The organism is Streptomyces sp. ITFR-6 (assembly GCF_031844725.1).
Classification (GTDB): Bacteria; Actinomycetota; Actinomycetes; order Streptomycetales; family Streptomycetaceae; genus Streptomyces.
In genome coordinates this window covers 4,476,226-4,498,993 of the sequence record NZ_CP134612.1, presented here as the reverse complement: position 1 = coordinate 4,498,993, position 22,768 = coordinate 4,476,226, and the positions used below count along the sequence as shown (strand labels likewise).

Genomic DNA, 22,768 nt, shown 5'->3' with positions numbered 1-22,768 from the left:
TCCCGCTCAGCACGTGATCACCGACGTGTCATTCCGAACTGCTCGTACGAGGCTGTTGCCCGCCGATCGGCCGGGCACTCCCGGATGTGTCCCAACCCACACAGGTGGGCCGGGACACATCCGGCGCCGGAATCAGCAGCCGAGGCAGGGGGCCGCGCCGAACCCGAGCTGGTTGACGGAGCTCTCGCTCAGCGCTCCGGAGAAGGCCTGCACCTCGTCGACCGAACCGTGCAGGTACTCGCCCCAGCCGGCACCCGTACGGCTGCGCCCCATCTGGAGACCACCGGTGCTGGACCAGGACGAATGAAAAGTCCACCGCGGTGCTTGCCCGGCCGTCCGGGTACAGCGTGATCCGGTCGGAGGCGGCGTCGTGAACGACCGCGACGCCGTATCCCTGCCCCGAGTCGCCGTCCGGCAGGGCCCGGATGCCCACCATCGTCTCGTCGGCGCCCCGCGCGGCCGCGTGGTCCATCACGAGCTCGAACGTCAGCGTCGAAAGCACGTACCGCACCTTGAAGGCGTCTCCGTGCTGTCCGCCCTGTGACAGCACTGTCATGGGATGTGCCGGTTCCCGGCCCGCCAGGTGGACCACCGCGCCGATGGTGAAGCTGTCTCCGGTATCGACGACCGGCCCCTCCGTGGCGGCGTACCCTCCGGCCCCGTCGAGTACCAGGTGCCCGGAGCCGACGAGGGGGTCGGCGACCGGGACGCAGTCCGGATCGGCGCCCGGATCGCACGCGTCGGCCGGGCGGTTGTCGACCGAGGTGCCTGCCGCGAGCCTCAGCGGCTCACCGCCGTTCGCCTCCGGGCTGAGTCCGCCCGGTGCGGACTCCAGGGACCAGTGGCCGCGCTGCCGCGGGATGCGACGGGCCAGCTCGGCGGCCTCCTCGGGAACGACGACCCGGTCGTAGGTACGGACGTCTCCGACTTCGCCGTGCCAGCGGTCCCGGTAGCCTGCCGCGCCACGCGCCCGGCCGATCTGGAAGGCACCGGCCACCGTCGCGGGGGTGGCCGCGACGGCTGTACCCGCCTCCTGACCGTTCACGTACAGGTGCGCCATCCCGGTCTCGGCGTCGAACAACCCGATCACCTGGGCCCATTCGCCGGCCTCCGGACGGCCGCCGCTGACGCGCGCGCCCCCGATGCCGAACGATCCAGACCGGATCACTGCCGCCGGTACGGACTCCTACTTGTTCTTTATCTACCAGGACCTGTCAGGTCTGCCGATGGCCTTGAGGGTTTCGGGGCGTTTGACGGTCTTGCCGACGTCGTAGCGGGGTGCCCGGTGTCTGTTCTTGGCGCCGGGTGGCCGTCCGGGGCCGACGCCGCGGGGTTTGGGAACACGGGCCGGGCAGGCGAGGTGAGCGCGGATGTTCCTGAACCCCCGGCGGACCCGGGCCGGGGTGAGCCGGCCGGGGGTGGCGGGTTTCTCCCACGGCCGGCGGAGATCCTCGGCGAGAGGGCGGGCGAGCCGGAGCTGGGTGTGGGCGACGATCAGGATCCAGGTCCAGCGGTCCGCGGCCTCGGGAGTGCGGAATTTCGGGGTCGTCCAGCCAAGGGTCTGCTTCGCGAACCTGAACGTGTGCTCAAGGTCGAATCTGCGCAGGTAGGCCTGCCAGAAACGGTCGACGTCGTCCGGGGCGGCGCCGGTCTTCGAGGACCACAACCACACCGGTGGCGCGTCCCGGCCCTTTGATAAGTGCTCGACCTTCAGCCGGACCAACGTGCCTTCGATCAGGGGGAGTTCGCCTTCGTGGTCGAGCCAGGCCGCGCGGTGGGTGAGCCGGGGGTGGACCCGGTCCCATGCCTGGGTCTCGGCTTTCCCGTAGTTCGTGGTGGCGGTGGCGGTGGTGATCGCGGGCTCCGGCCAGGTCTCCGGCTTGGTGAGGCGGAATTCCGGGCCGTGCTTGGGCGGCCGGCCGTTGACGCCGCGTAGCCTGGGTGGTTTCGGTAGCCGCATGACCCGGTCGGAGCGGACGCGGCCGACCAGCTCGACGGGCAGGTCCCGCAGAACCCAGGCCAGGCGGGTGACGTCGTAGCCGGCATCACTGACGATCACGATGTCCGGGTCGCCTGCCTGCCACTGCTCCGTGGCGACGAGCTTTTCAACGACTCCTCGCAGTTGGGCGGCGGTGACCGCAGTCGCGTCGTCGACCGGTCCGAGTCGGACCGCGTCCAGGATCGCAGTCCAGGACGTGGCGCCCGGCTCCAGCACGGCGACGAAGGAGTAGGGCCAGCCCGGAATGAACTGCGACGCGGTTTTCGTACGGCCGTAGACGTGGCAGAACAGCCGATCGGCCGAGCACGGCGCGTCCGATCGAAGCCAGGGCGACACGTCGACCGCCAGCACCAAGCGCCCGCCATCGAATCGAGGCAGTGGCAGCCCCGCCGGCACTGTCCGCAGCCGATCGACGTCGATCCGGCCGTGGTTCAGGCCGCCGTACATCGTTCCGTGTCCACGACGATGCTCGGGCAACAACGTCAGGTCGACCGGGGACTTCACCGCACCGTCCGCACACAGCACCGCGTCCGACAGCTCGAACAGTTCATCGCGCCGAGCGGTCAGACACTCGTAGAACTCACCCCGGAAGCGTGACGCCTCCGCAAACGCTTCCCTCCGCACAGCATCAGGCAGCAGACTCACCCTCACGGCCTTCGTCTTGGTCAGTGCACCTTGGTCGGAGCACATGATCAGACGAAGGCCGCCCCTACGTCCGGCGAATCCCCAGGTGAGCGACTCAGTTCGAGACGCCGTTCGAGGCCGTTAGATAAAGAACAAGCCCCTGCGTCTTATCCCTCTTGCCATGCTTACGGATCCCCTCCCCTGCAAGGCCCGTGATGATCACGAGCGAGGGGAGGCTAGCAGCGTGCGCCGACAGCGACGCCGCCGCCGGGGCGCGCTGTCAGCCGGACCGCCGGGCCGCTGCGCGCCCCGCTACTTGACCGGACGCAGCCCCAGCGGGCCCGCGATCTCCTCGGCCATCACGCGGCCCGCCTCCTCGGCCAGGTCGTCGTCGCCGGCGTCCTGGTCGGTGTCCAGGCCGTCGAGGGCCTGGAGGGGCTGGTTCAGGCGGATGTGGGCGATCAGGGACTGGAGGGCGCGCAGGGCGGCGGAGGCGGTGGAGCCCCAGTTGGAGAAGTAGGAGAACTGCCACCACCACAGGGCCTCCGTGGTGCGGTCCTCCTCGTAGTGGGCCAGGCCGTGGCGCAGGTCCGTGACCAGGTCGGCCAGGTCGTCGGAGATGCGGGCCGGGACCGGGGCCTTGCGGGGCTCGTAGGGGTCGAAGACCTCGGAGTAGACGTCGATCGGCTCCAGCAGGGCCGCGAAGCGCTCGCGCAGGCCGTCCGCGTCCGGCTCCGCGCCGAGGTCCGGCTCGTAGCGCTCGTCCGGGAGGATGTCCTCGTACGCGCCCAGCCGGCCGCCCGCGAGGAGGAGTTGGGAGACCTGGAGCAGCAGCACCGGAACGGCTTCTTCCGGCTCCTCGACCTTGGACACCTCGGTGACCGCGACGATGAACGTCTTGATCTGGTCGGCGATCTGGACCGCGAAGTCGTCGGGGTCCTGGGTGACAGTGTTCAGCGTGGCGTCAGACATCGAGGAAACCTCCCGTGGGCAGGGTCGCAGACGGTGGGTTGAACATGGTCGCGCTGAACGTAAGGCCGTCGTGAGGGGCCGGGCCGGTGTCAGACATCGAGCAGACGCCTCCCCTCGAAGGCGCGGCCGAGCGTGACCTCGTCCGCGTACTCCAGGTCGCCGCCCACCGGGAGACCGCTGGCCAGCCGGGTGACCCGCAGGCCCATCGGCTTGATCATCCGCGCCAGGTACGTCGCGGTGGCCTCGCCCTCCAGGTTGGGGTCGGTCGCCAGGATCAGCTCGGTGATGGAGCCGTCGGCCAGCCGGGCCAGCAGCTCACGGATGCGCAGATCGTCCGGACCGACGCCCTCGATGGGGCTGATCGCCCCGCCGAGTACGTGGTATCGGCCCCGGAACTCCCGGGTCCGCTCGATCGCGACGACGTCCTTCGGCTCCTCCACGACGCAGATGACCGTCAGGTCGCGGCGCGGGTCGCGGCAGATCCCGCACTGCTCCTGCTGCGCGACGTTGCCGCAGATCGCGCAGAAGCGGACCTTGTCCTTGACCTCAAGGAGGGCGTGGGCCAGGCGGCGCACATCCGTGGGCTCCGCCTGGAGGATGTGGAAGGCGATCCGCTGCGCGCTCTTGGGACCGACGCCGGGCAGCCTGCCCAACTCGTCGATGAGGTCCTGAACCACGCCTTCGTACAACGGAGAGCCTTTCCTGCCGCCTGGTCGGCCGCGTCGTGGTACGTACCGTAGGGGGTACGTACCGTCTTGGGTATGTCCTCGGACGTACCCCCGCCATGTCCTTCGGTGAGTCCTGGGTCAGAAGGGGAGACCGGGCATGCCGCCCAGACCCTGGGCCAGCGGGCCCAGCTTCTGCTGCTGCAGCGCCTGGGCGTTCTCGTTCGCCGCCTGGACCGCCGCGACGACGAGGTCCGCGAGCGTCTCGGTGTCCTCCGGGTCCACCGCCTTCGGGTCGATCACGAGGCCGCGCAGCTCGCCGGAGCCGTTGACGGTCGCCTTGACGAGACCGCCGCCCGCCTGGCCGTCGACCTCGGTCCTGGCCAGTTCCTCCTGAGCCTCCGCGAGATCCTGCTGCATCTTCTGGGCCTGCTGCAGCAACTGCTGCATATTGGGCTGACCACCACCGGGAATCACGGTCACTCCAGGCATTTCGACGACAAATGTTTCGGTACGCCGAGCCTACGTTGTCCCCGGGCGGCGCGCTCCACCCACTGGCGAGCAACTCTTTCGAGTGAGATCGAGTCAGTGAAGGCAGGACTCCTATACCTGATCACAGGCCCCGCACACCCGGGAATACCGCGATTCCGACCCCGCGGCCCACCATTCGGCGGTAGGAAGGGCATGCGTCCCGGTACGCGCACGTGCACCAGCCGTCACGCAAGGTTACGCATGGGGCACTGTCGGTCGCAGCGAGCGTCAGTGAGCAGAGGGCAGAGATCCGCCCATCGTCGAGGACGCGGTCGACATCACGCGTCGCAATGCAGCATGCAGAGGAGTACCCCGGTGAGTCAGCCGGAGATGCAGCCCGAAGGGCCGCCCCGCAACGATTCCGGTGCGCCCGGTCCGGCCGGTTCCGCCGCTCCTTCCGGTACGGGCTCCGGCGCACCGGGCCGGGATCTGACCGGTACGCCCTTCCCGCTCGGCGACTGGGGCGAACCCGCCCAGCGGCTCGACGAGCTGTACCGCTGGATCGAGGCCGACGCGCTGCGCACCGCCGACTGGTATCTGGGCGACCGGGTGTGGAAGCGGCGTGCGGCCAGGGTGCTGCGGATGGGGACCGCGGTCGGCGCGGTGGCGGGCGCCGCGCTGCCGCTGCTCGATCTGACGGGGGCACTGCACGGCGCCGCGGGCTGGGGCTATCTGTCGCTGCTGCTGGGCGCCGCGTGCATGGCGTGCGACCGGTACTTCGGCCTGACATCCGGCTGGATAAGGAATCTCGCCACGGCGCAGGCCGTGCAGCGCAGGCTCCAGGTGCTCCAGTTCGACTGGGCCTCGGAGTGCGTACGGGAGGTGCTCGGCCCGACCGAGGGGACGGCGAGCGAGGCCGCCGAGCGGTGCCTCGGTGTGCTGCGGCGGTTCTCGGAGGACGTAACGGAGCTTGTCCGGTCGGAGACGGCGGACTGGATGGTGGAGTTCCGGGCCGGCCCCGCGCCGATGGGGATGCAGGCGCTGGTGTCCGGCGGTACGGGCGGCGGGCGGGCGGAGCCGGGTGCGCAGCCGAGGTTCCCGCTGCAGTCGATGGGCCGGCCGAACATGCCCCGGCAGCGCCCGCCGGAGTCCCCGCGATGACATCAAGCACCGGACATCAACGACCGGTCACCGGTCACCGGTCCGGTCACCGGTGCGGGGTCCGGCGGGCTCCTCGGGCGTCGGGGCGTCCGGGGGCGCCCGCCCTGTGGTCCGTCAGCTGAAGATGATCATCGAGCCCTGGGCGAGACTGCGGGTGACGGCCGCGTGCAGGCCGAGCCAGACGTGGCGTTCCCGGGCGAACGGGTTGTCGTCGTACGGGATCGGGACCGCCGGTTCCTCCAGCTCGGTGGGGGCGGCGGGCGGCAGCGGGGCGGCCGGTGGATTGGCCGGATCGATGCCGATGGACGGGGCGACGAACTCCAGCTCCCTGAGCAGCCCGTGCGCGGAGCCGAGCGGGCCGCCGCCCGCCAGCAGGTCGTCGCTGGAGATCGGGTACGCGAAGTCCAGGGGGACGTACGCGCCCGCGTGGTCGTAATGCCACACCAGATGCGACTGCAGGGCCGTCGGCTCGAACATCTCCAGCAACTGCTCGTAGTCACCGCCCAGTTCGTCCACGGGCGTGACGGCGAGGCCGCTGATCTGGAGCAGGTAGGCGCGGCGCAGGAAGTGCAGGGCGTCGTAGTCGAAGCCCGCGACCGGGGCCACGTCTCCGGTCAGGCCCGGCATATAGGCGTAGACGGGTACGGGCGGCAGCCCCGCCTCGCCCAGCGCCTGGTCGAAGACGGCTATCTCTTCGGCGAAGGGGTTGTCGGGGCTGTGGCACAGCACATCGACGAGGGGGACCAGCCACAGGTCACAGGCCACGAAGTCTCGCTCTCCAACGGGTGCGTGTGATGGTCGGGACAGCGTAATTCCGGACAGCGTAATGCGGTCGCCACGTCGCGGACAGTGGTCCCCCATGAGCGACTTCGGGGACCGGCCCCGCTCAGGACTCCGGCGCCGCCGGATCCGGGTCCTCTGCCGCCCCGGGCGGCCGCGGTGCCTGACCGAGGCGGTCCGGGTCACCGGCCGCCAGCCGGTCCGCCCAGTTCAGCGCGTGGCCGTTGTAGTGGTCGACCACCGCGCGCAGCGCCTCGCGGTCCCGGAGGGTGACCGCGGCGACGAGGTCGGAGTGCCCCTGCCAGAGCCAGTCCCGTACGTCCGCGTCGCCGCGCAGGTACGGGACGGCGAACACCCAGGCCTGGACGCGCAGCCGGTGCAGGAAGTCACCGATGTACGCGTTGCCGGCGAGCGCGCCCAGCTCCCGCCAGAACCGCAGGTCGTAGCCGATCAGGATGTCCAGGTCGCCGGCGCGGGCCGCGCGGGCGGCCTCCTCGGCCCGGCGGCGCACCGAGACGAGCGCCTCCCGGTACCTGGCCTGCCGTTCCGGGGACGGGGGCTGCTCGCGGAAGACGCCCCGGATCACCCCGTCCATGACCAGGGCGCGGGCCTCCACCATCGCCCGGTAGTCCGCGACGGAGAACTGGTGCACCCTGAATCCGCGGTGCTGGTCCGATTCGAGCAGGCCCTGCGCGGAGAGGTCGAACAGCGCTTCGCGGACCGGCGTCGCGGAGACGCCGTACTGCTCCGCGATCTGCTTGACGGTGAATTCCCGGCCCGGCTGAAGACGCCCCGAGAGCACCTCGTCACGCAGCGCGTCCGCGATCTGCTGCCGCAGCGTACTGCGGGTGACAGCTCCGCTCGCGCGCATGAGCGCCCCTCCCCTGTTTCGGTTTCGGCCACCTTAGACCGAGCCCGCCGGCCGGTCCGGTGGGGAGGGGACGGGGGGAGGGGACGGGGGGAGGGGCACCGCGCGGGGGCGGTGGTGCTACGCGGTGTACCCGTCGGCCACCGCCAGTGCGGCGTCCAGTGCCGCCAGGCCCTCCTTGGCCTCGGTCTCAGTGACGTTGCAGGCCGGCACGGCGTGGGTGCGGTTCATGTTGATGAAGGGCCACAGGCCGTGCTTCTTGGCCGCCGCCCCGAAGGCCGCCATCGGGGCGTTGGCGGCGCCGGTCGCGTTGTACGGGACGAGCGGCTCGCGGGTCTCCTTGTCGCGGACCAGCTCCAGCGCCCAGAACGCGCCGAGTCCGCGGACCTCACCGACGGAGGGGTGGTTGGCGGCGAGCTCGCGCAGACCGGGACCGAGGACCGTCTCGCCGATGTGCGCGGCGTTCTCGATGACCTTCTCGTCCTCCATCACGTGGATGGTGGCGACGGCCGCCGCGCAGGCCAGCGGGTGACCGGAGTAGGTCAGCCCGCCCGGGTAGGGGCGGGTCTCGAAGGTGGCGGCGATCTCGGCGGAGATGGCGACGCCGCCGAGCGGTACGTAACCGGAGTTGACACCCTTGGCGAAGGTCAGCAGGTCGGGGGTGACGTCGAAGTGGTCGGCGGCGAACCACTTGCCGGTGCGCCCGAAGCCCGCCATCACCTCGTCGAGGACGAAGACGATCCCGTACCGGTCGCAGATCTCGCGGACACCGGCGAGGTAGCCGGGCGGCGGGGTCATGATGCCGGCCGTGCCCGGGATGGTCTCCAGGATGATCGCGGCGATGGTCGAGGGGCCCTCGTAGGCGAGGGTGTCCTCCAGGTGCTGGAGTGCGCGGGCGCACTCCTCCGCCTCGGTCTGCGCGTAGAACGGCGAGCGGTAGAGGAACGGGGCCCAGAACCGGACGACACCGGCAGAGCCGTTGTCCGACGCCCAGCGGCGCGGGTCACCGGTCAGGTTGATCGCGGTGGAGGTGGCGCCGTGGTACGAGCGGTAGGCGGAGAGCACCTTCGCACGGCCGGTGTGCAGCCGGGCCATCCGGACGGCGTTCTCGACGGCCTCCGCACCGCCGTTGGTGAAGAAGATCTTGTCCAGGTCGCCCGGCGTGCGCTCCGCGATGAGGCGGGCGGCCTCGGAGCGCGACTCGATCGCGAAGGCGGGCGCGAAGGTCGTCATCCGCCCCGCCTGCTCCTGGATCGCGGCGACGACGGTGGGGTGCTGGTAGCCGATGTTGGTGTAGACGAGACCGCTGGTGAAGTCCAGGTAGCGATTGCCGTCGTAGTCCCAGAAGTACGCCCCCTCGGCGCCGGCGACGGCGAGCGGGTCGATCAGGCCCTGGGCGGACCAGGAGTGGAACACGTGCGCGCGGTCGGCGGCCTTCACGGCCGCGCCGGCGGCGGGGTCAGCGGCGGCATGACGGGGATGAGGGGTCATACGGCGAGCGTAGGCATCGTCGGGCACGGCCCGGTATGGCCACCTTGTATATGGAGGGGGGCGGGTGGTTCGGCAGGGTGTCGGGTCGCCGCGAGGCCTCGAACCATTGACAGCATGTGGTCATAGTGACAGCGAGTTGTCACACCTGGATTCACGCCTCCGACCCGTACGTCCGCCTCACACCTTCGACCCAGTACCTCCGACTCGTACCTTCGACCCGTACCTCCGCCTCACACCTCCGAGGAGAGCGCCATGACTCGCGGGACCGTATATCTGGCCGTGTACGACACGTACGCGGGCTGGGAGACCGGGCACACCACCGCCCACCTCGCCCAGCACGGCTTCACGGTGCGGACGGTGGGCCCGACGACCGGGCCGGTCACCGGCATGGGCGGGCTCACCGTGCGCCCCGATCTGGCCCTCCCCGAGCTGCGCCCCGAGGGCGGCGCACTCCTGATCCTGCCGGGCGCCGGGCTGTGGGACGCGGGCGACGAGCTGGCCCCCTTCGCCCGCGCCGCCAGGACCTTCCTGGACGCGGGCGTGCCGGTCGCCGCGATCTGCGGGGCGACGGCGGGGCTGGCCCGCGAGGGGCTGCTCGACGAGCGGGCGCACACGAGCGCGGTGTCCTTCTATCTGGCGGCCACCGGCTACGGGGGCGGGGCGCACTACGTCGACGCGGACGCGGTGACGGACGAGGAAGGCGTGCTGGTCACCGGCGGGGCCGACCGAGCCGGTCGCGTTCGCCCGCGAGATCTTCGCCCTTCTAGGGGTGTTCGAGGGCGAGAAGCTCGACGCCTGGTACCGCCTCTTCCACGATTCGGACCCGAGCGCGTACGAGGTGCTCCAGGGAAGAGCCGCACCGAACAGGACCGGCTGAGCCGGACCGCTCTCGGCGTCTTCCGGCTGAACGGCCAGTTCCTCTCCCTCTCCGCGGAGCTGGCCCGCCCGGCCGGGCTGACCGCCGCGCGGTGGCAGGTGCTCGGGGCGGTGCTGGCCGAGCCGCTGCCGGTCTCCGGGATCGCCCGCTCCATGGGCATCACCCGGCAGGCCGTGCAGCGCATCGCCGATCTGCTGGTGGGCAAGGGGCTCGCGGAGTACGTGCCGAATCCGGCCCACCGCCGCGCCAAGCTCCTGCGCCCGACGCGGGAGGGCCGCACCGCGATGTCCCGGATCGGCCCCGGCCACGCGGAGTTCGCGGCGCGGCTCAGCCAGGAGCTGGGCCCGGAGGCGTTCGCGGAGACGGTGCACGTACTGGAACGCCTGTCCCGCGCCATGGACGCGGTGCACAGCCCGTCCTGATCCGGGCGAAAGGCCCTGACTCCGGGCACGTACCGGCCACCGCCCCCGCCGGGGCACCACCGCGCGGCTATTCTCGACCCGTTCGCGTGTGGCCGTACGGGGGAGGACTGCACACCATGGAAATGCTCGGCTCCGTAGATCCGCAGCGCATCGGCGCCTACCGACTGCTGGGCCGACTCGGCGCGGGCGGCATGGGCCAGGTCTATCTGGCCCGCTCGGACCGTGGGCGCACCGTCGCGATCAAGCTCGTACGCGAGGAGCTCGCCGAGCAGCAGGAGTTCCGCGACCGGTTCCGCCGGGAGGTGATGGCCGCTCGCCGCCTCGGCTCCAGTTGGACCGCCCCCGTGCTGGACGCCGACACCGACGCCAACGTGCCGTGGGTGGCCACCGGATACATCGCGGGGCCGTCCCTCCAGACCACCGTCTCCGGCCGCACGATCATCTCGGCGGGCCCCGCCCCCGGCGCGTTCGGGCCACTGCCGGAGCGCTCGGTCCACATCCTGGGCAACGGTCTCGCGCACGCCCTGGGGGCCATCCACGCCGCCGGGCTCATCCACCGCGACCTGAAGCCGTCCAACATCCTGCTGACGATCGACGGCCCCAGGGTCATCGACTTCGGCATCGCACGGGCCCTCGACACCGTCACCGACGGCGGTCTCACCCGCACCGGGGCGCTGGTCGGCTCCCCCGGCTTCATGTCGCCGGAGCAGGTGCGGGGCGAGCCGGTGACCACGGCGTGCGATGTGTTCTGTCTGGGCTCGGTGCTGGCGTACGCGTCGACCGGGCGGCTCCCGTTCGGTGACTCGGCCAGCGGGGTGCACGCGATGCTGTTCCGGATCGCGCAGGAGGACCCGGATCTGACCGGGGTGCCGGTGGACCTGGTGGAGCTGATCCGGGACTGTCTGAGCAAGGACCCGGCGGCCAGACCGACGCCCGACGAGATATTGGACCGGCTGGCCGAGGACGACACCCCGGAACCCTGGCTCCCGGGCGCGCTCATCGCCCAACTCGGCCGGCACGCCGTGGAACTGCTCGACTCGGAAGACCCGGAGGACGCGACGGAGGCGACGGACGCGGCAGACGCGGCCGAGCCCATGGGGCCGGAGGAGCCGGGGAGGGCTGCGGAAGCGGCCGAAGCGGAGACCCGTGCGGACGCGGCGCCCGGTGCGCGCCCGGAGAGCCCGCAGAGCACCGCCCCGCAGGACGCGGTCCCGCAGGAGACGCCGCCCCCGGCCCCGATACCGCCCACCGTGGCCGGCCATCCGCAGCCCGCCCAGCCGTACCCGGCCGCGTATCCGACGTCGCCCCCGGCTCCGGGGTACGGAGCGACTCCCCCGCCGGGATACGGAGCAACCCCCGCCCCGGGATACGGCTATCCGCAACAACCCGCCCCCGACCAGGGCCAGGCGTACGGATACCCCCAGCCGCAGCCGGCCCCGGCCCCCGCCCAGAACCAGGCGTACGGCTATCCGCAGCAGCCCGATTCCGGCGCCACGCCCCCGTACGACCCCCGGTATCCCCCCGGCAGCCAGCCGCCCGCCGCCGGGCCGGCCCGGCGGCGGACCGGCTCGACCATCGCTCTCGTGGCGATCGCGGTGCTCGTCGCGATAGGGGCCGGCGGCTCCGTCTACGCGCTGATGAGCGGCAGCGGCGACACCACGGCCGCCCCGAAGCACTCCAGCACGCCCTCTCCCGCGAAGGGCTCCTCCGGGGCCAACTCCGGTTCCCCCGACGGCAGCCAGGATCCTTCCCCCACCGACGACGGGGGGAACGGCGACGAGGACGGCATCCCCGACGGGTATCTGGGCACCTGGTCCACCGGCATCGACAACGCCGTCGGCCACTCCACCCGCCAGCTCGTCATCCAGCAGGGCGGGGTCGGTGACACCGTCCTCAGCCTCACCGCGGAGGGCCCGACCGATACCGGCGGCACCTACCGCTGCGTCTTCCAGGCGGAACTGACGGACTCCGTCACCGGTGGCACCCCGCTCCGGATCGGCCCCTCCAAGGTGACGCTCGGCGAGCCGATGTCGTCCTGCACCCCGGGCGGCCCGACCACGCTCACCCTGCTCTCGGACGGCACCCTGAGCCGCGAGAACACGGACACCGGCGAGACGCTCACGTACACGAAGTCCGACTGAAGCCCGGCTGAAGCCCGGAGCCGAGGCCGAACCGCCCTCAGACCAGCGGCCGCACCGACATCAGCAGATGCTGGTGCGCGGGCGGCAACGCCCCTTCCGCCGTGTCCAGCGCGTCCTCCTGGGTGTCGTGCCCGGTGAGCATGGCGCGCTGCCCCGGGCCCATCAGCCGGAACCGGACGACCGGCGCGTCGAACGAGGCCAGCGCGTCCATCAGGTAGGAGGGGTTGAAGGCGACCACCATCTCCTCCACGCCCGCCAGCGCGGCGGGCAGCCGCTGGGACGCCACGTCGTCCTCGTAACCGGCCTGGAGCAGCACCGAGTCGCCCTGGAAGGCGAATTGGAGCGGGCTGTCGTTGTCCGCCACCACCGAGACCCGCTTCACCGCATCGGCCAGGGGTTCGCGCTCGGTGACCGCCGTGACCGGGTCCCGCATCGTGAACAGCTTGTCGTGGCGCGGCAGCCGGCCGTCCAGGAGCCGGACCGTGGTGCGCATCCCGGCCAGTTCGAATCCGGCGGAGCCGCTGTCCAGCGCGAGGCTGACCATGCCCGCGCGGCCGAAGGAGCGGGCGATCTCGGTGAGCCGGCGGGCCGAGACCACGACATCGGCGGAGACGTTGGCGGCTTCGGGCTTCCAGCCGAGGGTGCGGACCGCGAAGCGGTAGCGGTCCGTCGCCGCCAGGGTCATCCGGTCGCCGTCCAGCCCCAGCCGGATCCCGGTGAGCGTCGGCAGGGTGTCGTCCCGGCCCGCCGCCACCGTCACATCCGCGACGGCCGCCGCGAACTCCGCGCTGTCCACCGCGCCGAGGACCTCCGGCAGCGGCGGCAGCGAGGGGTAGTCGTCGAGCGGCAGCACCGACAGGCCGAATCCGGCGCCGCTGCCCGTGACCGTGAAGCGGGAACCCTCCACCGCGCACTCCACCGCGCCCTCGGGCAGCACCCGGCACACGTCCAGCAGCCGGCGGCCCATCACCAGCACCTTGCCGGGCCGCAGGATCTCGGCGTCCACCTCGATCCGGGCGGACGCCTCGTAGTCGAGCCCGGAGACGCACAGCCGGCCGTCCGCCGCTTCCAGCAGCAGACCGCCCAGCACGGGAACGGGTGACCTCGTGGGCAGCACCCGGGCCGCCCAGCCGACGGCGTCGGCCAGTGCGCCGCGCTCGATCCGGAACTCCATGGTGGTGACCTCTCCTCGTGCGCCGACGACCATCTCTGGTTCCGACGCTAAGGGTCACCACTGACAACGCGGTTCTCGGCGGAGAAGGGCGGCTGCGCCGACGACAGCGGCCACCCCCGTGGGCCGCTGCCGTCGTCCCCCGTGCCTCTCCCCCGAAAGGCCCGCAACCGCGTTCGGACTGTAGGCCGCGGGGTAGGGGGCGGTAAAGATTCGGTTCGCACTGTGTGGCCGGTGAGGGGTATCAGTTCGCACAGCCAAACCGGTACTCTGCGTTCCGGTTTTCGGCGGGAGCAGGGCAGGCCGGACAAGAACAGGGCCGGGCAGCAGCAGGACCGGGCACGAGCAGGGCAGGACCGGGCAGCAGGCAAGGCGGAGCAGCCGGGCGGGAACAGGGCAGGGAGCGGGGGCGGTGTGCACGCGCGGAGTCGCGCCGACGACGTCATACGGATGCACGGACTCGCCCGTGCCGGTGGCTCACGGGAGCTGCTGCGCTGGGTGTCCGGCCGGGCCGCCGGCTGGGCGGGACTGCTCGGCGGCGACGGGACCGTGCTGTACGGCGTCGCCCGGGACCCCGACGCCGCGAGCGCCGGCTCGGCCGCGATCGCGGCCGAGGGGGTACGGGAGCTGACGGCGCTCGGCGCCCGCTCCCTCGCCCTCGACCGGGGCGGGCACACCGCGTTGATGTTCGCCCTGGACGGGCCGGCGGACAGCGCCGCACCCGTTCTCGCCGTGATCGCCCGCCGCCCGCTCCCGGAACGGCTGGCGGTGCTCCTCTCCGACGCGGCCCTGCCGCTCTCCATGTGCTGGGCGGCCGAGACCGTGGAGCGCAAGCGGCGCCGGGTCGATCTGGCCGAGTCCCGCGGCCGCGAGGCCGTACTGCACCTGCTCATGACCGGCCAGCTGTCGGTCGCGCACCAGGTGGCCGGCGCGCTGAAACCCGCCCTGCCCGACCCCGTCCGGGTCTGCGTCGTCGAGTGCCCCGGCGACAGCAGGGACGAGGTGGCCCGGATCTGTACGGACCTCTCCGGCGGCAGGTCCTGGATCGTGCGGTGCTCGGTGTACGCGCGCCATCTGATCCTCGTCGCGCCGGCCGGACCGGAGCCGCCGGACGGGCGGCTCGGCCCTGAGGTGGCCGCGGTGGTGGACGACTGCGTGGTGGGCATCAGCGAGGACGTACCGCTGTCCGACACGGCGACCGCCTACCGCCAGGCGTTCCACGCGCTGGCCGTCGCCCGCGGACTGCCCGGCCGGCACGCGGGGTTCGGCTCGGCGCCGGAGCCCGCGCTGGTGGTCGGCGCAGAGGGGGCGCGGTGGGCCGACGCCTTGCTGGCGCCGCTCCTCGGCCACCTGCCGAGGCGCGGCCAGGACCCGGGCAGTCAGGAGCTCGCGGCGACCCTCGCGTCCTGGCTGGCGTTCTCCTCGCACGCGACCGCGCACCTGAAGATCCACCGCAACACCCTGGCCGCACGGCTGCGCCTGATCGGTGAGCTGCTGGGCCTGGATCTGGACCGGGTCGCCGACCAGGCCGCGCTCGATCTGGCCCTGGCCGTCCGCGCCACACCCACCCTGCCGGGCCGTCCGGCCGGCGGCCCGCAGACGCCCGCCCCCTCGCTGGACGAGATCCTGCGCACCCCGGCGGTCCGTGCATGGGCGGCCCAGGAGCTGCGCCCGCTCGGCGCCCCCGGTGCGGCCGGCCGCACCGCCGACCCGTACACCACCCTGCGCACCTGGCTGGAGTGCGAGGCCCAACTCGGTGCGACGGCAGAGGCCTTGTCCATCTCCGTACCGGCGGTGCGCAAGCGTCTCACCCGGCTGGAGACCGTACTGCGACGCTCGCTCCTGCGGACGCCGAGCGCCCGCTACGACCTGTGGCTGGCGTTCCGGGCGCTGGACCTCACCGGGGGCGGACAGCCGGACGGGGGGCACCCGCGGCCATGAGGCCGCCGGTTCCCCCCGTCCACGGGAGCCCGCGCGTCAGCAGCTCAGGTTGGATCCGGGCGTGGTGCCGAGGATCGACACGAACGACTGGTACCGGTCGATCCGGCTCTGCACCTGGGCGGGGTTGCCGCCGTTGCACTCGATGGAGCCGTTGATCGAGCGGATCGTCTCACCGAAACCGGCGCCGTTCACCATGGCGTTGTGGGCCGTCATGGTGCCGGGGCCGTTCTGGGTGTTCCAGTACCAGAGGCCGGTCTTCCAGGCCACGGCCGCGTCCTGCTCGACCAGGTAGGGGTTGCCCAGCAGGTCGATGCCGAGGGCGTCACCGGCGGCCTTGTAGTTGAAGTTCCAGCTGAGCTGGATCGGGCCGCGCCCGTAGTACGCGGCCTGGCCCGCGGGGCAGCCGTAGGGCTGCGTGCTGTCGCAGTAGTGGGGGTAGTTGGCCGTGTTCTGCTCGACCACGTACACCAGACCGCCGGTCTCGTGGCTGACGTTGGCCAGGAACGCGGCCGCCTCCTGCTTCTTCACCGTGTCGCTGCCGGTGTTGGCGAAGCCGGGGTAGGCGTCCAGCGCGGCGGTCAGCCCGCTGTACGTGTAGAAGGGGTTGCGGCCCGGGAACATCTGGTTGAACTGGGCCTCGCTGACGATGAAGCCCGCGGACGAACCCGGGTCGCCCGGATCCGTGCCGCCGCCGCTTCCGCAACTGCCCTGGTCGGCCCAGACGTCGGAGCTGCCCGGCGTCTCGTTCTGGGTCCACCACTTGGCGGACCAGTTGTGCCCGTTGTACGAGGCGGAGCCGCCGCCCGTGTAGACGGACGAGGAGTTCCAGGCGGCCGCGCAGTCTGCTGCCGACGCGGTGGTGGCGGGGAGGATGACAAGCGTCGCGACGACCGCGCCCAGCGCGGTGAGCAGGCCCATGATGCGTCTGATCATGTGAACACTCCTTCGGCGCGGCGCACCGAGCTCATCGGTGCGCCGCCATGGGGGGTGCCGACACTCAAGCGCCCTGGTCTGGACCTGTCAAGGTCTAGACCATCGTTGGGAATCCTTCCACTCCCCCGCCCCCCACGCACGCCGCCCATCGGACATCCAGCCGACACACATCCCCAACAGGGCGGATTCCGCAGGGAGTCACTCCGCGCCCGGCCCGCGGACGGCGACGGACCCGAAGGTAAATCCTTCGGGTCCGTCCAGCATGCGGGACGCTCTACTGTCCGACCGGTCAGCCGCGACGACAGCTGATGAGCGATCAGCAGGTCAGCCCGGAGCCGGGGTCTGTCCCGATGATCCCGGTGATCCGCTCGTACTTGTCGACCCGCGCCCGTACCGAATCGGGGTTGCCGCCGTCGCACTCCAGCGCGCCGTTGAGCGAGCGGATCGTCTCACCGAATCCGGCGCCGCCGACCATGGCCTCGTGCGAGGTCATGGTGCCGGGGCCGTTCTGGGTGTTCCAGTACCAGAGCGCGGTCTGCCAGGCGACCGACGGGTCCTGCTCGACCAGCCACGGATCGTTCAGCAGGTCGAGGCCGAGCGCGTCACCGGCGGCCTTGTAGTTGAAGTTCCAGCTGAACATGATCGGGCCGCGCCCGTAGTACGCGGACTGACCGGCCGGACAGCCGAAGGGCTGGCTGTAGTCGCACTTGATCCAGTAGTTGGCCTCGTTGATCTCCTTCACGTACTGGAGCCCGACCGACTCGAAGTCGGCATGGGTCAGGAACGCCGCCGCCTCCCGGCTCCGCATCGCCTCGGTCCCGGTGTTCGCGAAGCGCGGGTAGGCGTGCAGGGCGTCGATCAGCCCCTGGTACGTGTAGAAGGGGTCGCGGTCCGGGAAGATCCGGTCGAACTCCGCCTCGCTGATGACGAAGTCGGAGACCCCTCCCGTACAGGCCCCGGCGTCGGCCCAGACGGTGGTGGCGCCCGGATTCTCGTTCTGCGTCCACCACTTGGCCGTCCAGTTGCGGCCGTGGTGCGAGACGGCGCCGCCGGCCGTGTAGGCGGTCGAGGAGCTCCAGAGGGGCGCGCACACGGCGGCGGGAGCGGGCGCCGGAGCCGCCGCGTGCGCCGCGGCGGGAAGGAAGGCGGCCGTCGCGACGACGGCACTCAGTGCGGTCAGAAGGCTCTTGATGCGGTTCAGCGCTGCTCACTCCTTCGACAGGGGCACGGCGACGGGCTCCGGCATGCGTCCGGGCATCCCGACACCCAACCCCCGCTGGTCTGGACCTGTCAAGGTCTAGACCAGCACCAACCTCAGCGCCTGGCGCCATCCTCTCGTACCCCGCCCACCGACCGAGTCAGGCAAGGTCACCCATCCAGACGCGACGGCCCAGCTCATCCAGCTCGGTCTTCAGCCGGCGGCTTTCCGGCAGTGCCCGTCCCAGGAGGCGCCAGTAGTCGGAGCCGTGCCCCGACACTCGGACATGGGCTAGTTCGTGGGCCACCACATAGTCGACGAGATGCATCGGAAGCTGGAAGACAGCCCAGTGCAGCGAAATCGTTCCGCCACCGTTCGCACCCGCCCGGTAGCTGCCCCACCGATGCCCCAGATCCCTCACCCGTACCGTGGGCTCGGGTAGATCCATCCGGGCCGCCCAAGGTTGCAGACGCCCCTGCATCCAGCGCTGCCCCGCCCGGCCATACCAGTCGGCCAGCGCCTTGCGTGCGAGAACCGGGTCCACCGCGACCGCACTGTCCAGCCTCAGCCGCCCCGCGACAAGACGGACAGCGGGGACCGGGCGGCCTTCGTCCAGCACGTCGTCAACGACGAGAATCCGGTAGTCCCGCCCCAGGTACCGGTGAATTTCACCGTCCCTGAGGGAGCGGGTGGGATGGAGCTGCCGACGTTCCTCGCTGAGACGTGCTTTGGCCGCGATCCAGCCCGCGCTGGAACGTACGAAGTCCTCGGCCCGCCGGACACCGCACCCCTTGGGCACGTGCAGCGTGAGCGATCTGTCCCGCTCGACCGTCAGGCCGATTCGCCGGCGGCGGGCACTGATCCGTACGCCCAGTTCCCGCCCGTCGACGACCAGCACATCGTCATCGGTGAGCTCGGGCTCACCGATGACGATGTCTGGATCGGGACGCGGAGACGACATACGCCTATTCTCGCCGCGCTTCGGACCGGAACGCTTCCAGGTGCTGTGCCGCATAGCCCGCGAGTGTCGAGGCGAGCCGGTTCACTTCCTGGCGCCCCTCACCCCGCAGGCGGTACCCGGCGTCACGGAGACGATTGGAGAGGCGTGCCTCCAACCTCGCCACATGCCTGGCCTCACCTCCGAAGGAAGCCAGACCCACCCGGCTGGTGATCTCGTCGTACACCTCGGCCACGACCCGACGCAGCTCCTGAGGATCAGCGGTCTCCAGCAGTTCGCTCTCCGCCAGCTTCTCGCCGATAAGGACGTAGAGCCGCTGCTCCATGGGGGTGAGGTCGGCGACGGCGGGGTCGGCCTCTTCCGCTCGGACGGCCCGCTCGACCAGCGGTCCAAGCTCCCGGACGATGTCTTCCCATCGTCCGGCGAACTCCTCCAGGACCCGTTCCAGCTCCGCGGACAGCTGCCGGTACACCGCCCGATCCTCCACCGCCTGCCGCTCCTCCAGGTGGTAGCGCAGCCCCTGGATCTGTTCGGCCGCCGCCTCGCGCACCGGCAGCCTGCTGACCACCTCGTCGAAGTCGGGGGCGAGGATCGACACGGGCGGAACGGCCTCGTTCACCTCGTACGCCTCAAGGTGGTCGGCGATCAGCGCCCGCACCTTACGGCCGTAGCCGCGCATCGCGAAACCGCCGCCGGTGTCGTCCCGGTAGTGACGGCGCACACGCATCTGGAGCACGCTCCACGCCCGCGCGTCCGGCATGAACTCCAGAGCGTCCTCGTGCGGCAGGACTCGGTCCACCGCGCCCAGGAACTCGCCGAGCTTCTGGTCGAAGTCGGCCCGCCGTGCGGGGTTCGAGAGGGCGAGCACGGCCGCCGCGAGTCCCGCTCGGGTGGTGAGGCCCCCCACGCCGATTCCCTCGGCCGCAAGGAACGCACGGAACTCCCCGGCCGTCCGGCCGAGCTCCGGCAGTTCTTCCGACATGTCCCGCAGCGAATCGAGAGCACGCGGATTGCCCTGGTACGCGGCCAGGGTCACGGCGAGGTTGTTCAGTACGCCGTAGTAGTCGACCACCAGCCCCTCGGTCTTGCGCCGGGCGGGCCGGTTGACGCGGGCGATCGCCTGGAGCAGTTCGGCGTCACGGATCGGGCGGTCCAGGTAGAGCGCCTGCTCGATGGGGGCGTCGAAGCCGGTGAGCAGCATGGACTTCACGATCAGGAACGCGATCGGCGGCGGGTCGGCCGCCTCCTCACCCCATACCAGGTCGCTCCACGGATTCATCCCCCCGACCGCCCCTGCGGGAACCGGGTCGGGCTCGGCGGGGGGAGTGAACGCCCAGGGGTTGTCGGGGGGCAGCTCGGGGAACGGCTGGAGGAACCGGGCGATGTGATCGCGCCTGTTGTCCTCGTCGGTCCACTCGCACCACCTCCCATCCTTCTGCTCCGTGCCGGCCGAGATCACGGGAACGAAGTCGATCCGCCGCAACAGTTCCTGGAACTGCCAGGCGCGCAGGAGAAGCGATTCCTCGCGGGTGTAGCTCTCCGGCGGCCGCCCTCGCAGGGCTTCCCGCCGCCCGGTCCCGTCGAACTCCGCTACCCGCCTCAACAGTTCGGTGCGCGCCTCCTGGAAAGCGTTGCGGTAGAGAACCGCCGCCTTCCGGCTGACCACCGCCACCTGGGCCTTGAAACCGCCCGTCAGCGGGCCGGTGACGTAGTGCTCCAGCATGTCGGCGGCCTTGCGCCAGATCAGCGGCGGCGACTCCGCCACGGCCCGCTTGGACGGGGTGCTGTACTTCGCCCGTACACGGGCCCTTTCGCTGTCCTCCAGCGGCTCGATCAGGTCTTCGAAGCAGTCGTCCAAGTGCTCGCTGTCGCGGACCTCGGCGGTGGTCGCGCGGCCCGAGTAGCGCACCGGCACGACAACCTTGTCGCGTTCGGCCTCTGTCATCCGGTACGTGTCGAGGAACTCCGGCTCTCCTCCTGGCGTGGTGCTCGGCTCCAGCCCGAAGATGCGCCCGGTGTCGGTGAGCCTGCCCTCCATGAGCGGGGTGCCGGTGAAGCCGACCCGTGTCGCGTTGGGCAGCGCCTTGCGCAGGCAGGCGTGGAGCACGGAGGTGTGGGAGCGGTGGGCCTCGTCGACCAGGACGAGGACCTGGTCGGAGTCGCTGCACTCGGGGAAGATCCGTGCGGCCTTGCGCAGGGTCTCCTCGTCCGGCGTCGGATCGGCAACCTCCTGCGCGCTCAGCCCCGCCGCGGCCTTCGCCCGGCCGGCCTCGAACTCCCCGTCGAGCGAGCGCTCCTCGCCGCCCGCAGTGTCACCCGCCCCGTCCTTGCCGCCGACCAGATCCCCGAGGAACTTCTGAATGGTCGCGAAGACGACCGCACGTCCACCGTCGCGCCCGGCCCGGCCCAGCAGGCTCTCCAGGTCGGTCCGGGACTTTGCCTCGCGGACCTCGGAATCGCTCAGCGCGACGGCCTTGCGCAACTGCCGCTGGAGGTCGATGCGGTCCGTGACGGCGACGATCGTGATGCGGTTCAGGGCGGGGTCCGGGCTGGCATGCAGCCGCCGGGCGAGGAACTGCATGGTGAAGCTCTTGCCCGCGCCCTGGGTGTGCCAAATGACCCCGCCGCGCTCGTCGCGGTCCCCACCGGTGAGGAGGCGGCTGCCTCGGTTACGGAGCCGGTCGACGATCTTCTCGGTGGCACGGTACTGCTGGTGCCGGCAGACCACCTTCGCCGTCCGGGGCTGCGCGGCCCGGCTCCGGGATGCGGTCCCGGTGGTCTTCTTGTCGTCACCGAGCGGCTTCTCGAAGACATAATGCCGGACGATGTTGAGCAGGTTGCCGGGCCTGAGGACGATCGCGGTCAGCTGCTGCTGAAGCGTGGGCGCCGCCTTCGCCTCCAGCAGCCCCCAGCCGCGCAGCTCCTGTCGGAGGTGTTCCGTCTTCGCGTAGTCCGGGCTGATGCTGCGCCACAGGGCGTAGTGCTCCTCGGAGGAGGAGTACGTGCCGAGCGCGGCGTCCGTTCCGTCGGCGGCGACCAGCAGCTGGGCGGGCGCGAACAGGTGCGGGACACCACGCAAAGCGCCGGGCCCGCTGCGGGTGTCGTCGTCCACGGGGCGCCCGGTGTAGGCGCGCAGATCACGGATGGCCTTGCCGAGCGGGTCGCGCACGTGCGGCGACTTGCACTCGATGACGACAAGCGGGATGCCGTTGACGAAGAGCACGAGATCCAGCACGGCCGGCTTGCCGTCTGCGTCGCAGACCCGGAGCTGATCGACGACGAGATAGTCGTTGCGGACCAATCGCTCTTCCCGGCTGCCCTCCAATGCCTCGTACGACCAGTCGATGAACCGCGTCTTGACGTCCTTGTCGTCCGGCCCGGCTTGCAGGATGCCGCCCAGGATCAGATCGGTCGCGTCACGGTTGGCCTGCGGCAGCGACGCGGCCGACACGTGGCGTGCGGCGGCCCGCAGGGCAAGGACGGCGGGGTTGGTGTGCGCGTCATCCGTCATCCACGGGGAGCACCGGCGCACTGCGGCCCGCAGCCGCCGCTCCAGCAGTACGTCCCTGAAGTCGTCACGCTCACCTGCGGCCGCCAGCCGGGCACCCTCGATGTGCTGCCACCCCATCGCCTTGAGGTGCTCCAGCAACGGCCACTCCGCCTCGACCTGCTCGGTCGTTCCCTCGACCCCTTCGGCAACCATCCCCGTGCCTCCCCCGCGTACCGACCGACGTACTCGTGAACCCGTGCGAGGGTCCATTGTGCGCCAGGGGTGGTTCGGGCATGCGGGCCAGGCCCCGCAGCGACGATGCGGGGCCTGGCGGGAAGGGAGCCTGCCTTCCGTCAGACCTGGCGGCGGGTGGTGAGGATGCTCTTCCGGCAGTCCGGGAGACTGCCGGCCGGGCTGACGAGGGCGGCGGTGTCGTCGTCGAGCGCGTAGCAGAGCTGGGCGTGCAGCGTCTCGGCCTCGGCGGGCGTCAGCCGCAGCGAGGCATCCGCCTCGAAGGCTCCTTCCCGGCGGAACCAGAGGTCGATGGCGAGCGACCCGTCCGCCTCCCGTCGCACGGGCTTACTGGGCACCCGGCTGACGCGAACC

The 22,768-nt window shown here is 71.3% G+C and carries 18 protein-coding genes and 1 pseudogene; 5 read left to right on the top strand and 14 right to left on the bottom strand.

What is annotated here, in order from left to right:
* Positions 1 to 28: 28 nt before the first annotated feature.
* The 5 genes from RLT59_RS20445 to RLT59_RS20425 all read right to left on the bottom strand — a co-directional run bounded on the left by RLT59_RS20445 (position 29) and on the right by RLT59_RS20425 (position 4,737).
* On the bottom strand, positions 29 to 1,081 hold the full coding sequence (locus RLT59_RS20445; protein ID WP_311304720.1) for a LamG-like jellyroll fold domain-containing protein: 1,053 nt from the start codon (positions 1,079 to 1,081) through the stop codon (positions 29 to 31).
* A 120-nt stretch (positions 1,082 to 1,201) separates the two neighbouring features.
* Complete coding sequence (locus tag RLT59_RS20440; RefSeq protein ID WP_311304719.1) at positions 1,202 to 2,644, bottom strand: NF041680 family putative transposase; 1,443 nt, start codon at positions 2,642 to 2,644, stop codon at positions 1,202 to 1,204.
* A 291-nt stretch (positions 2,645 to 2,935) separates the two neighbouring features.
* A complete protein-coding gene (locus RLT59_RS20435) occupies positions 2,936 to 3,595 on the bottom strand; it encodes a DUF5063 domain-containing protein (RefSeq protein WP_311304718.1) in 660 nt (219 codons plus the stop codon).
* 89 nt (positions 3,596 to 3,684) lie between these two features.
* The gene (gene recR / locus RLT59_RS20430) at positions 3,685 to 4,284 is read right to left on the bottom strand and encodes a recombination mediator RecR (protein ID WP_024492454.1); all 600 of its coding nucleotides are present in this window, start codon (positions 4,282 to 4,284) and stop codon (positions 3,685 to 3,687) included.
* 117 nt (positions 4,285 to 4,401) lie between these two features.
* Positions 4,402 to 4,737 carry a YbaB/EbfC family nucleoid-associated protein gene (locus RLT59_RS20425; RefSeq protein ID WP_311307800.1) on the bottom strand — a complete coding sequence of 112 codons (336 nt, stop codon included), beginning with the start codon at positions 4,735 to 4,737 and terminating at the stop codon, positions 4,402 to 4,404.
* 384 nt (positions 4,738 to 5,121) lie between these two features.
* Here RLT59_RS20425 and RLT59_RS20420 point away from each other — a divergent pair, with 384 nt between their 5' ends.
* Positions 5,122 to 5,892 carry an SLATT domain-containing protein gene (locus RLT59_RS20420; protein WP_399126934.1) on the top strand — a complete coding sequence of 257 codons (771 nt, stop codon included), beginning with the start codon at positions 5,122 to 5,124 and terminating at the stop codon, positions 5,890 to 5,892.
* 114 nt (positions 5,893 to 6,006) lie between these two features.
* Here the strand turns inward: RLT59_RS20420 and RLT59_RS20415 are convergent, their stop codons facing one another.
* From RLT59_RS20415 to RLT59_RS20405, 3 genes are all read right to left on the bottom strand, one after another.
* A complete protein-coding gene (locus tag RLT59_RS20415) occupies positions 6,007 to 6,657 on the bottom strand; it encodes a putative DNA-mimic protein (protein ID WP_311304716.1) in 651 nt (216 codons plus the stop codon).
* 121 nt (positions 6,658 to 6,778) lie between these two features.
* The gene (locus RLT59_RS20410; protein ID WP_311304715.1) at positions 6,779 to 7,543 is read right to left on the bottom strand and encodes a GntR family transcriptional regulator; all 765 of its coding nucleotides are present in this window, start codon (positions 7,541 to 7,543) and stop codon (positions 6,779 to 6,781) included.
* A gap of 117 nt (positions 7,544 to 7,660) precedes the next feature.
* A complete protein-coding gene (locus RLT59_RS20405; protein ID WP_311304714.1) occupies positions 7,661 to 9,031 on the bottom strand; it encodes an aspartate aminotransferase family protein in 1,371 nt (456 codons plus the stop codon).
* 252 nt (positions 9,032 to 9,283) lie between these two features.
* On the opposite strand from RLT59_RS20405, the pseudogene RLT59_RS20400 reads away from it, so the two are divergent.
* The 3 genes and pseudogenes from RLT59_RS20400 (at position 9,284) to RLT59_RS20390 (ending at position 12,471) form a co-directional block, all read left to right on the top strand.
* A pseudogene (locus RLT59_RS20400) lies at positions 9,284 to 9,908 on the top strand (DJ-1/PfpI family protein).
* A complete protein-coding gene (locus RLT59_RS20395) occupies positions 9,905 to 10,330 on the top strand; it encodes a MarR family winged helix-turn-helix transcriptional regulator (protein WP_311307799.1) in 426 nt (141 codons plus the stop codon). Before RLT59_RS20400 ends, RLT59_RS20395 begins: the two are co-directional and overlap by 4 nt.
* Before the next feature lie 116 nt (positions 10,331 to 10,446).
* Complete coding sequence (locus RLT59_RS20390) at positions 10,447 to 12,471, top strand: serine/threonine-protein kinase (protein ID WP_311304713.1); 2,025 nt, start codon at positions 10,447 to 10,449, stop codon at positions 12,469 to 12,471.
* A 37-nt stretch (positions 12,472 to 12,508) separates the two neighbouring features.
* Here the strand turns inward: RLT59_RS20390 and dnaN are convergent, their stop codons facing one another.
* The gene (dnaN, locus tag RLT59_RS20385; protein ID WP_311304712.1) at positions 12,509 to 13,645 is read right to left on the bottom strand and encodes a DNA polymerase III subunit beta; all 1,137 of its coding nucleotides are present in this window, start codon (positions 13,643 to 13,645) and stop codon (positions 12,509 to 12,511) included.
* A gap of 447 nt (positions 13,646 to 14,092) precedes the next feature.
* On the opposite strand from dnaN, the gene RLT59_RS20380 reads away from it, so the two are divergent.
* Positions 14,093 to 15,583, top strand: a complete 1,491-nt coding sequence (locus RLT59_RS20380) for a helix-turn-helix domain-containing protein (protein ID WP_311307798.1) — start codon at positions 14,093 to 14,095, stop codon at positions 15,581 to 15,583.
* Positions 15,584 to 15,619: 36 nt separating this feature from the next.
* Here RLT59_RS20380 and RLT59_RS20375 read toward each other — a convergent pair whose 3' ends face one another.
* The 5 genes from RLT59_RS20375 to RLT59_RS20355 form a co-directional block, all read right to left on the bottom strand.
* Positions 15,620 to 16,516, bottom strand: a complete 897-nt coding sequence (locus RLT59_RS20375) for a glycoside hydrolase family 19 protein (protein WP_311304711.1) — start codon at positions 16,514 to 16,516, stop codon at positions 15,620 to 15,622.
* Between the two features lie 316 nt (positions 16,517 to 16,832).
* Positions 16,833 to 17,708 (bottom strand): glycoside hydrolase family 19 protein, encoded by an 876-nt coding sequence (locus RLT59_RS20370; RefSeq protein WP_399126932.1) that lies wholly within the window; start codon positions 17,706 to 17,708, stop codon positions 16,833 to 16,835.
* 166 nt (positions 17,709 to 17,874) lie between these two features.
* The gene (locus RLT59_RS20365) at positions 17,875 to 18,675 is read right to left on the bottom strand and encodes a M48 family metallopeptidase (RefSeq protein ID WP_311304710.1); all 801 of its coding nucleotides are present in this window, start codon (positions 18,673 to 18,675) and stop codon (positions 17,875 to 17,877) included.
* Positions 18,676 to 18,679: 4 nt separating this feature from the next.
* A complete protein-coding gene (locus RLT59_RS20360; RefSeq protein WP_311304709.1) occupies positions 18,680 to 22,375 on the bottom strand; it encodes a type I restriction endonuclease subunit R in 3,696 nt (1,231 codons plus the stop codon).
* Positions 22,376 to 22,515: 140 nt separating this feature from the next.
* Positions 22,516 to 22,752 (bottom strand): hypothetical protein, encoded by a 237-nt coding sequence (locus RLT59_RS20355; protein ID WP_311304708.1) that lies wholly within the window; start codon positions 22,750 to 22,752, stop codon positions 22,516 to 22,518.
* Positions 22,753 to 22,768 lie beyond the last annotated feature (16 nt).

Coding starts and splice junctions, on each gene's coding strand:
- RLT59_RS20435 (WP_311304718.1), bottom strand. CDS start 3,595: ATGTCTGACGCCACGCTGAACACTGTCACCCAGGACCCCGACGACTTC.
- RLT59_RS20420 (WP_399126934.1), top strand. CDS start 5,122: ATGCAGCCCGAAGGGCCGCCCCGCAACGATTCCGGTGCGCCCGGTCCG.
- RLT59_RS20410 (WP_311304715.1), bottom strand. CDS start 7,543: ATGCGCGCGAGCGGAGCTGTCACCCGCAGTACGCTGCGGCAGCAGATC.
- RLT59_RS20405 (WP_311304714.1), bottom strand. CDS start 9,031: ATGACCCCTCATCCCCGTCATGCCGCCGCTGACCCCGCCGCCGGCGCG.
- RLT59_RS20390 (WP_311304713.1), top strand. CDS start 10,447: ATGGAAATGCTCGGCTCCGTAGATCCGCAGCGCATCGGCGCCTACCGA.
- dnaN (WP_311304712.1), bottom strand. CDS start 13,645: ATGGAGTTCCGGATCGAGCGCGGCGCACTGGCCGACGCCGTCGGCTGG.
- RLT59_RS20380 (WP_311307798.1), top strand. CDS start 14,093: ATGCACGGACTCGCCCGTGCCGGTGGCTCACGGGAGCTGCTGCGCTGG.
- RLT59_RS20375 (WP_311304711.1), bottom strand. CDS start 16,516: ATGATCAGACGCATCATGGGCCTGCTCACCGCGCTGGGCGCGGTCGTC.
- RLT59_RS20365 (WP_311304710.1), bottom strand. CDS start 18,675: ATGTCGTCTCCGCGTCCCGATCCAGACATCGTCATCGGTGAGCCCGAG.
- RLT59_RS20360 (WP_311304709.1), bottom strand. CDS start 22,375: ATGGTTGCCGAAGGGGTCGAGGGAACGACCGAGCAGGTCGAGGCGGAG.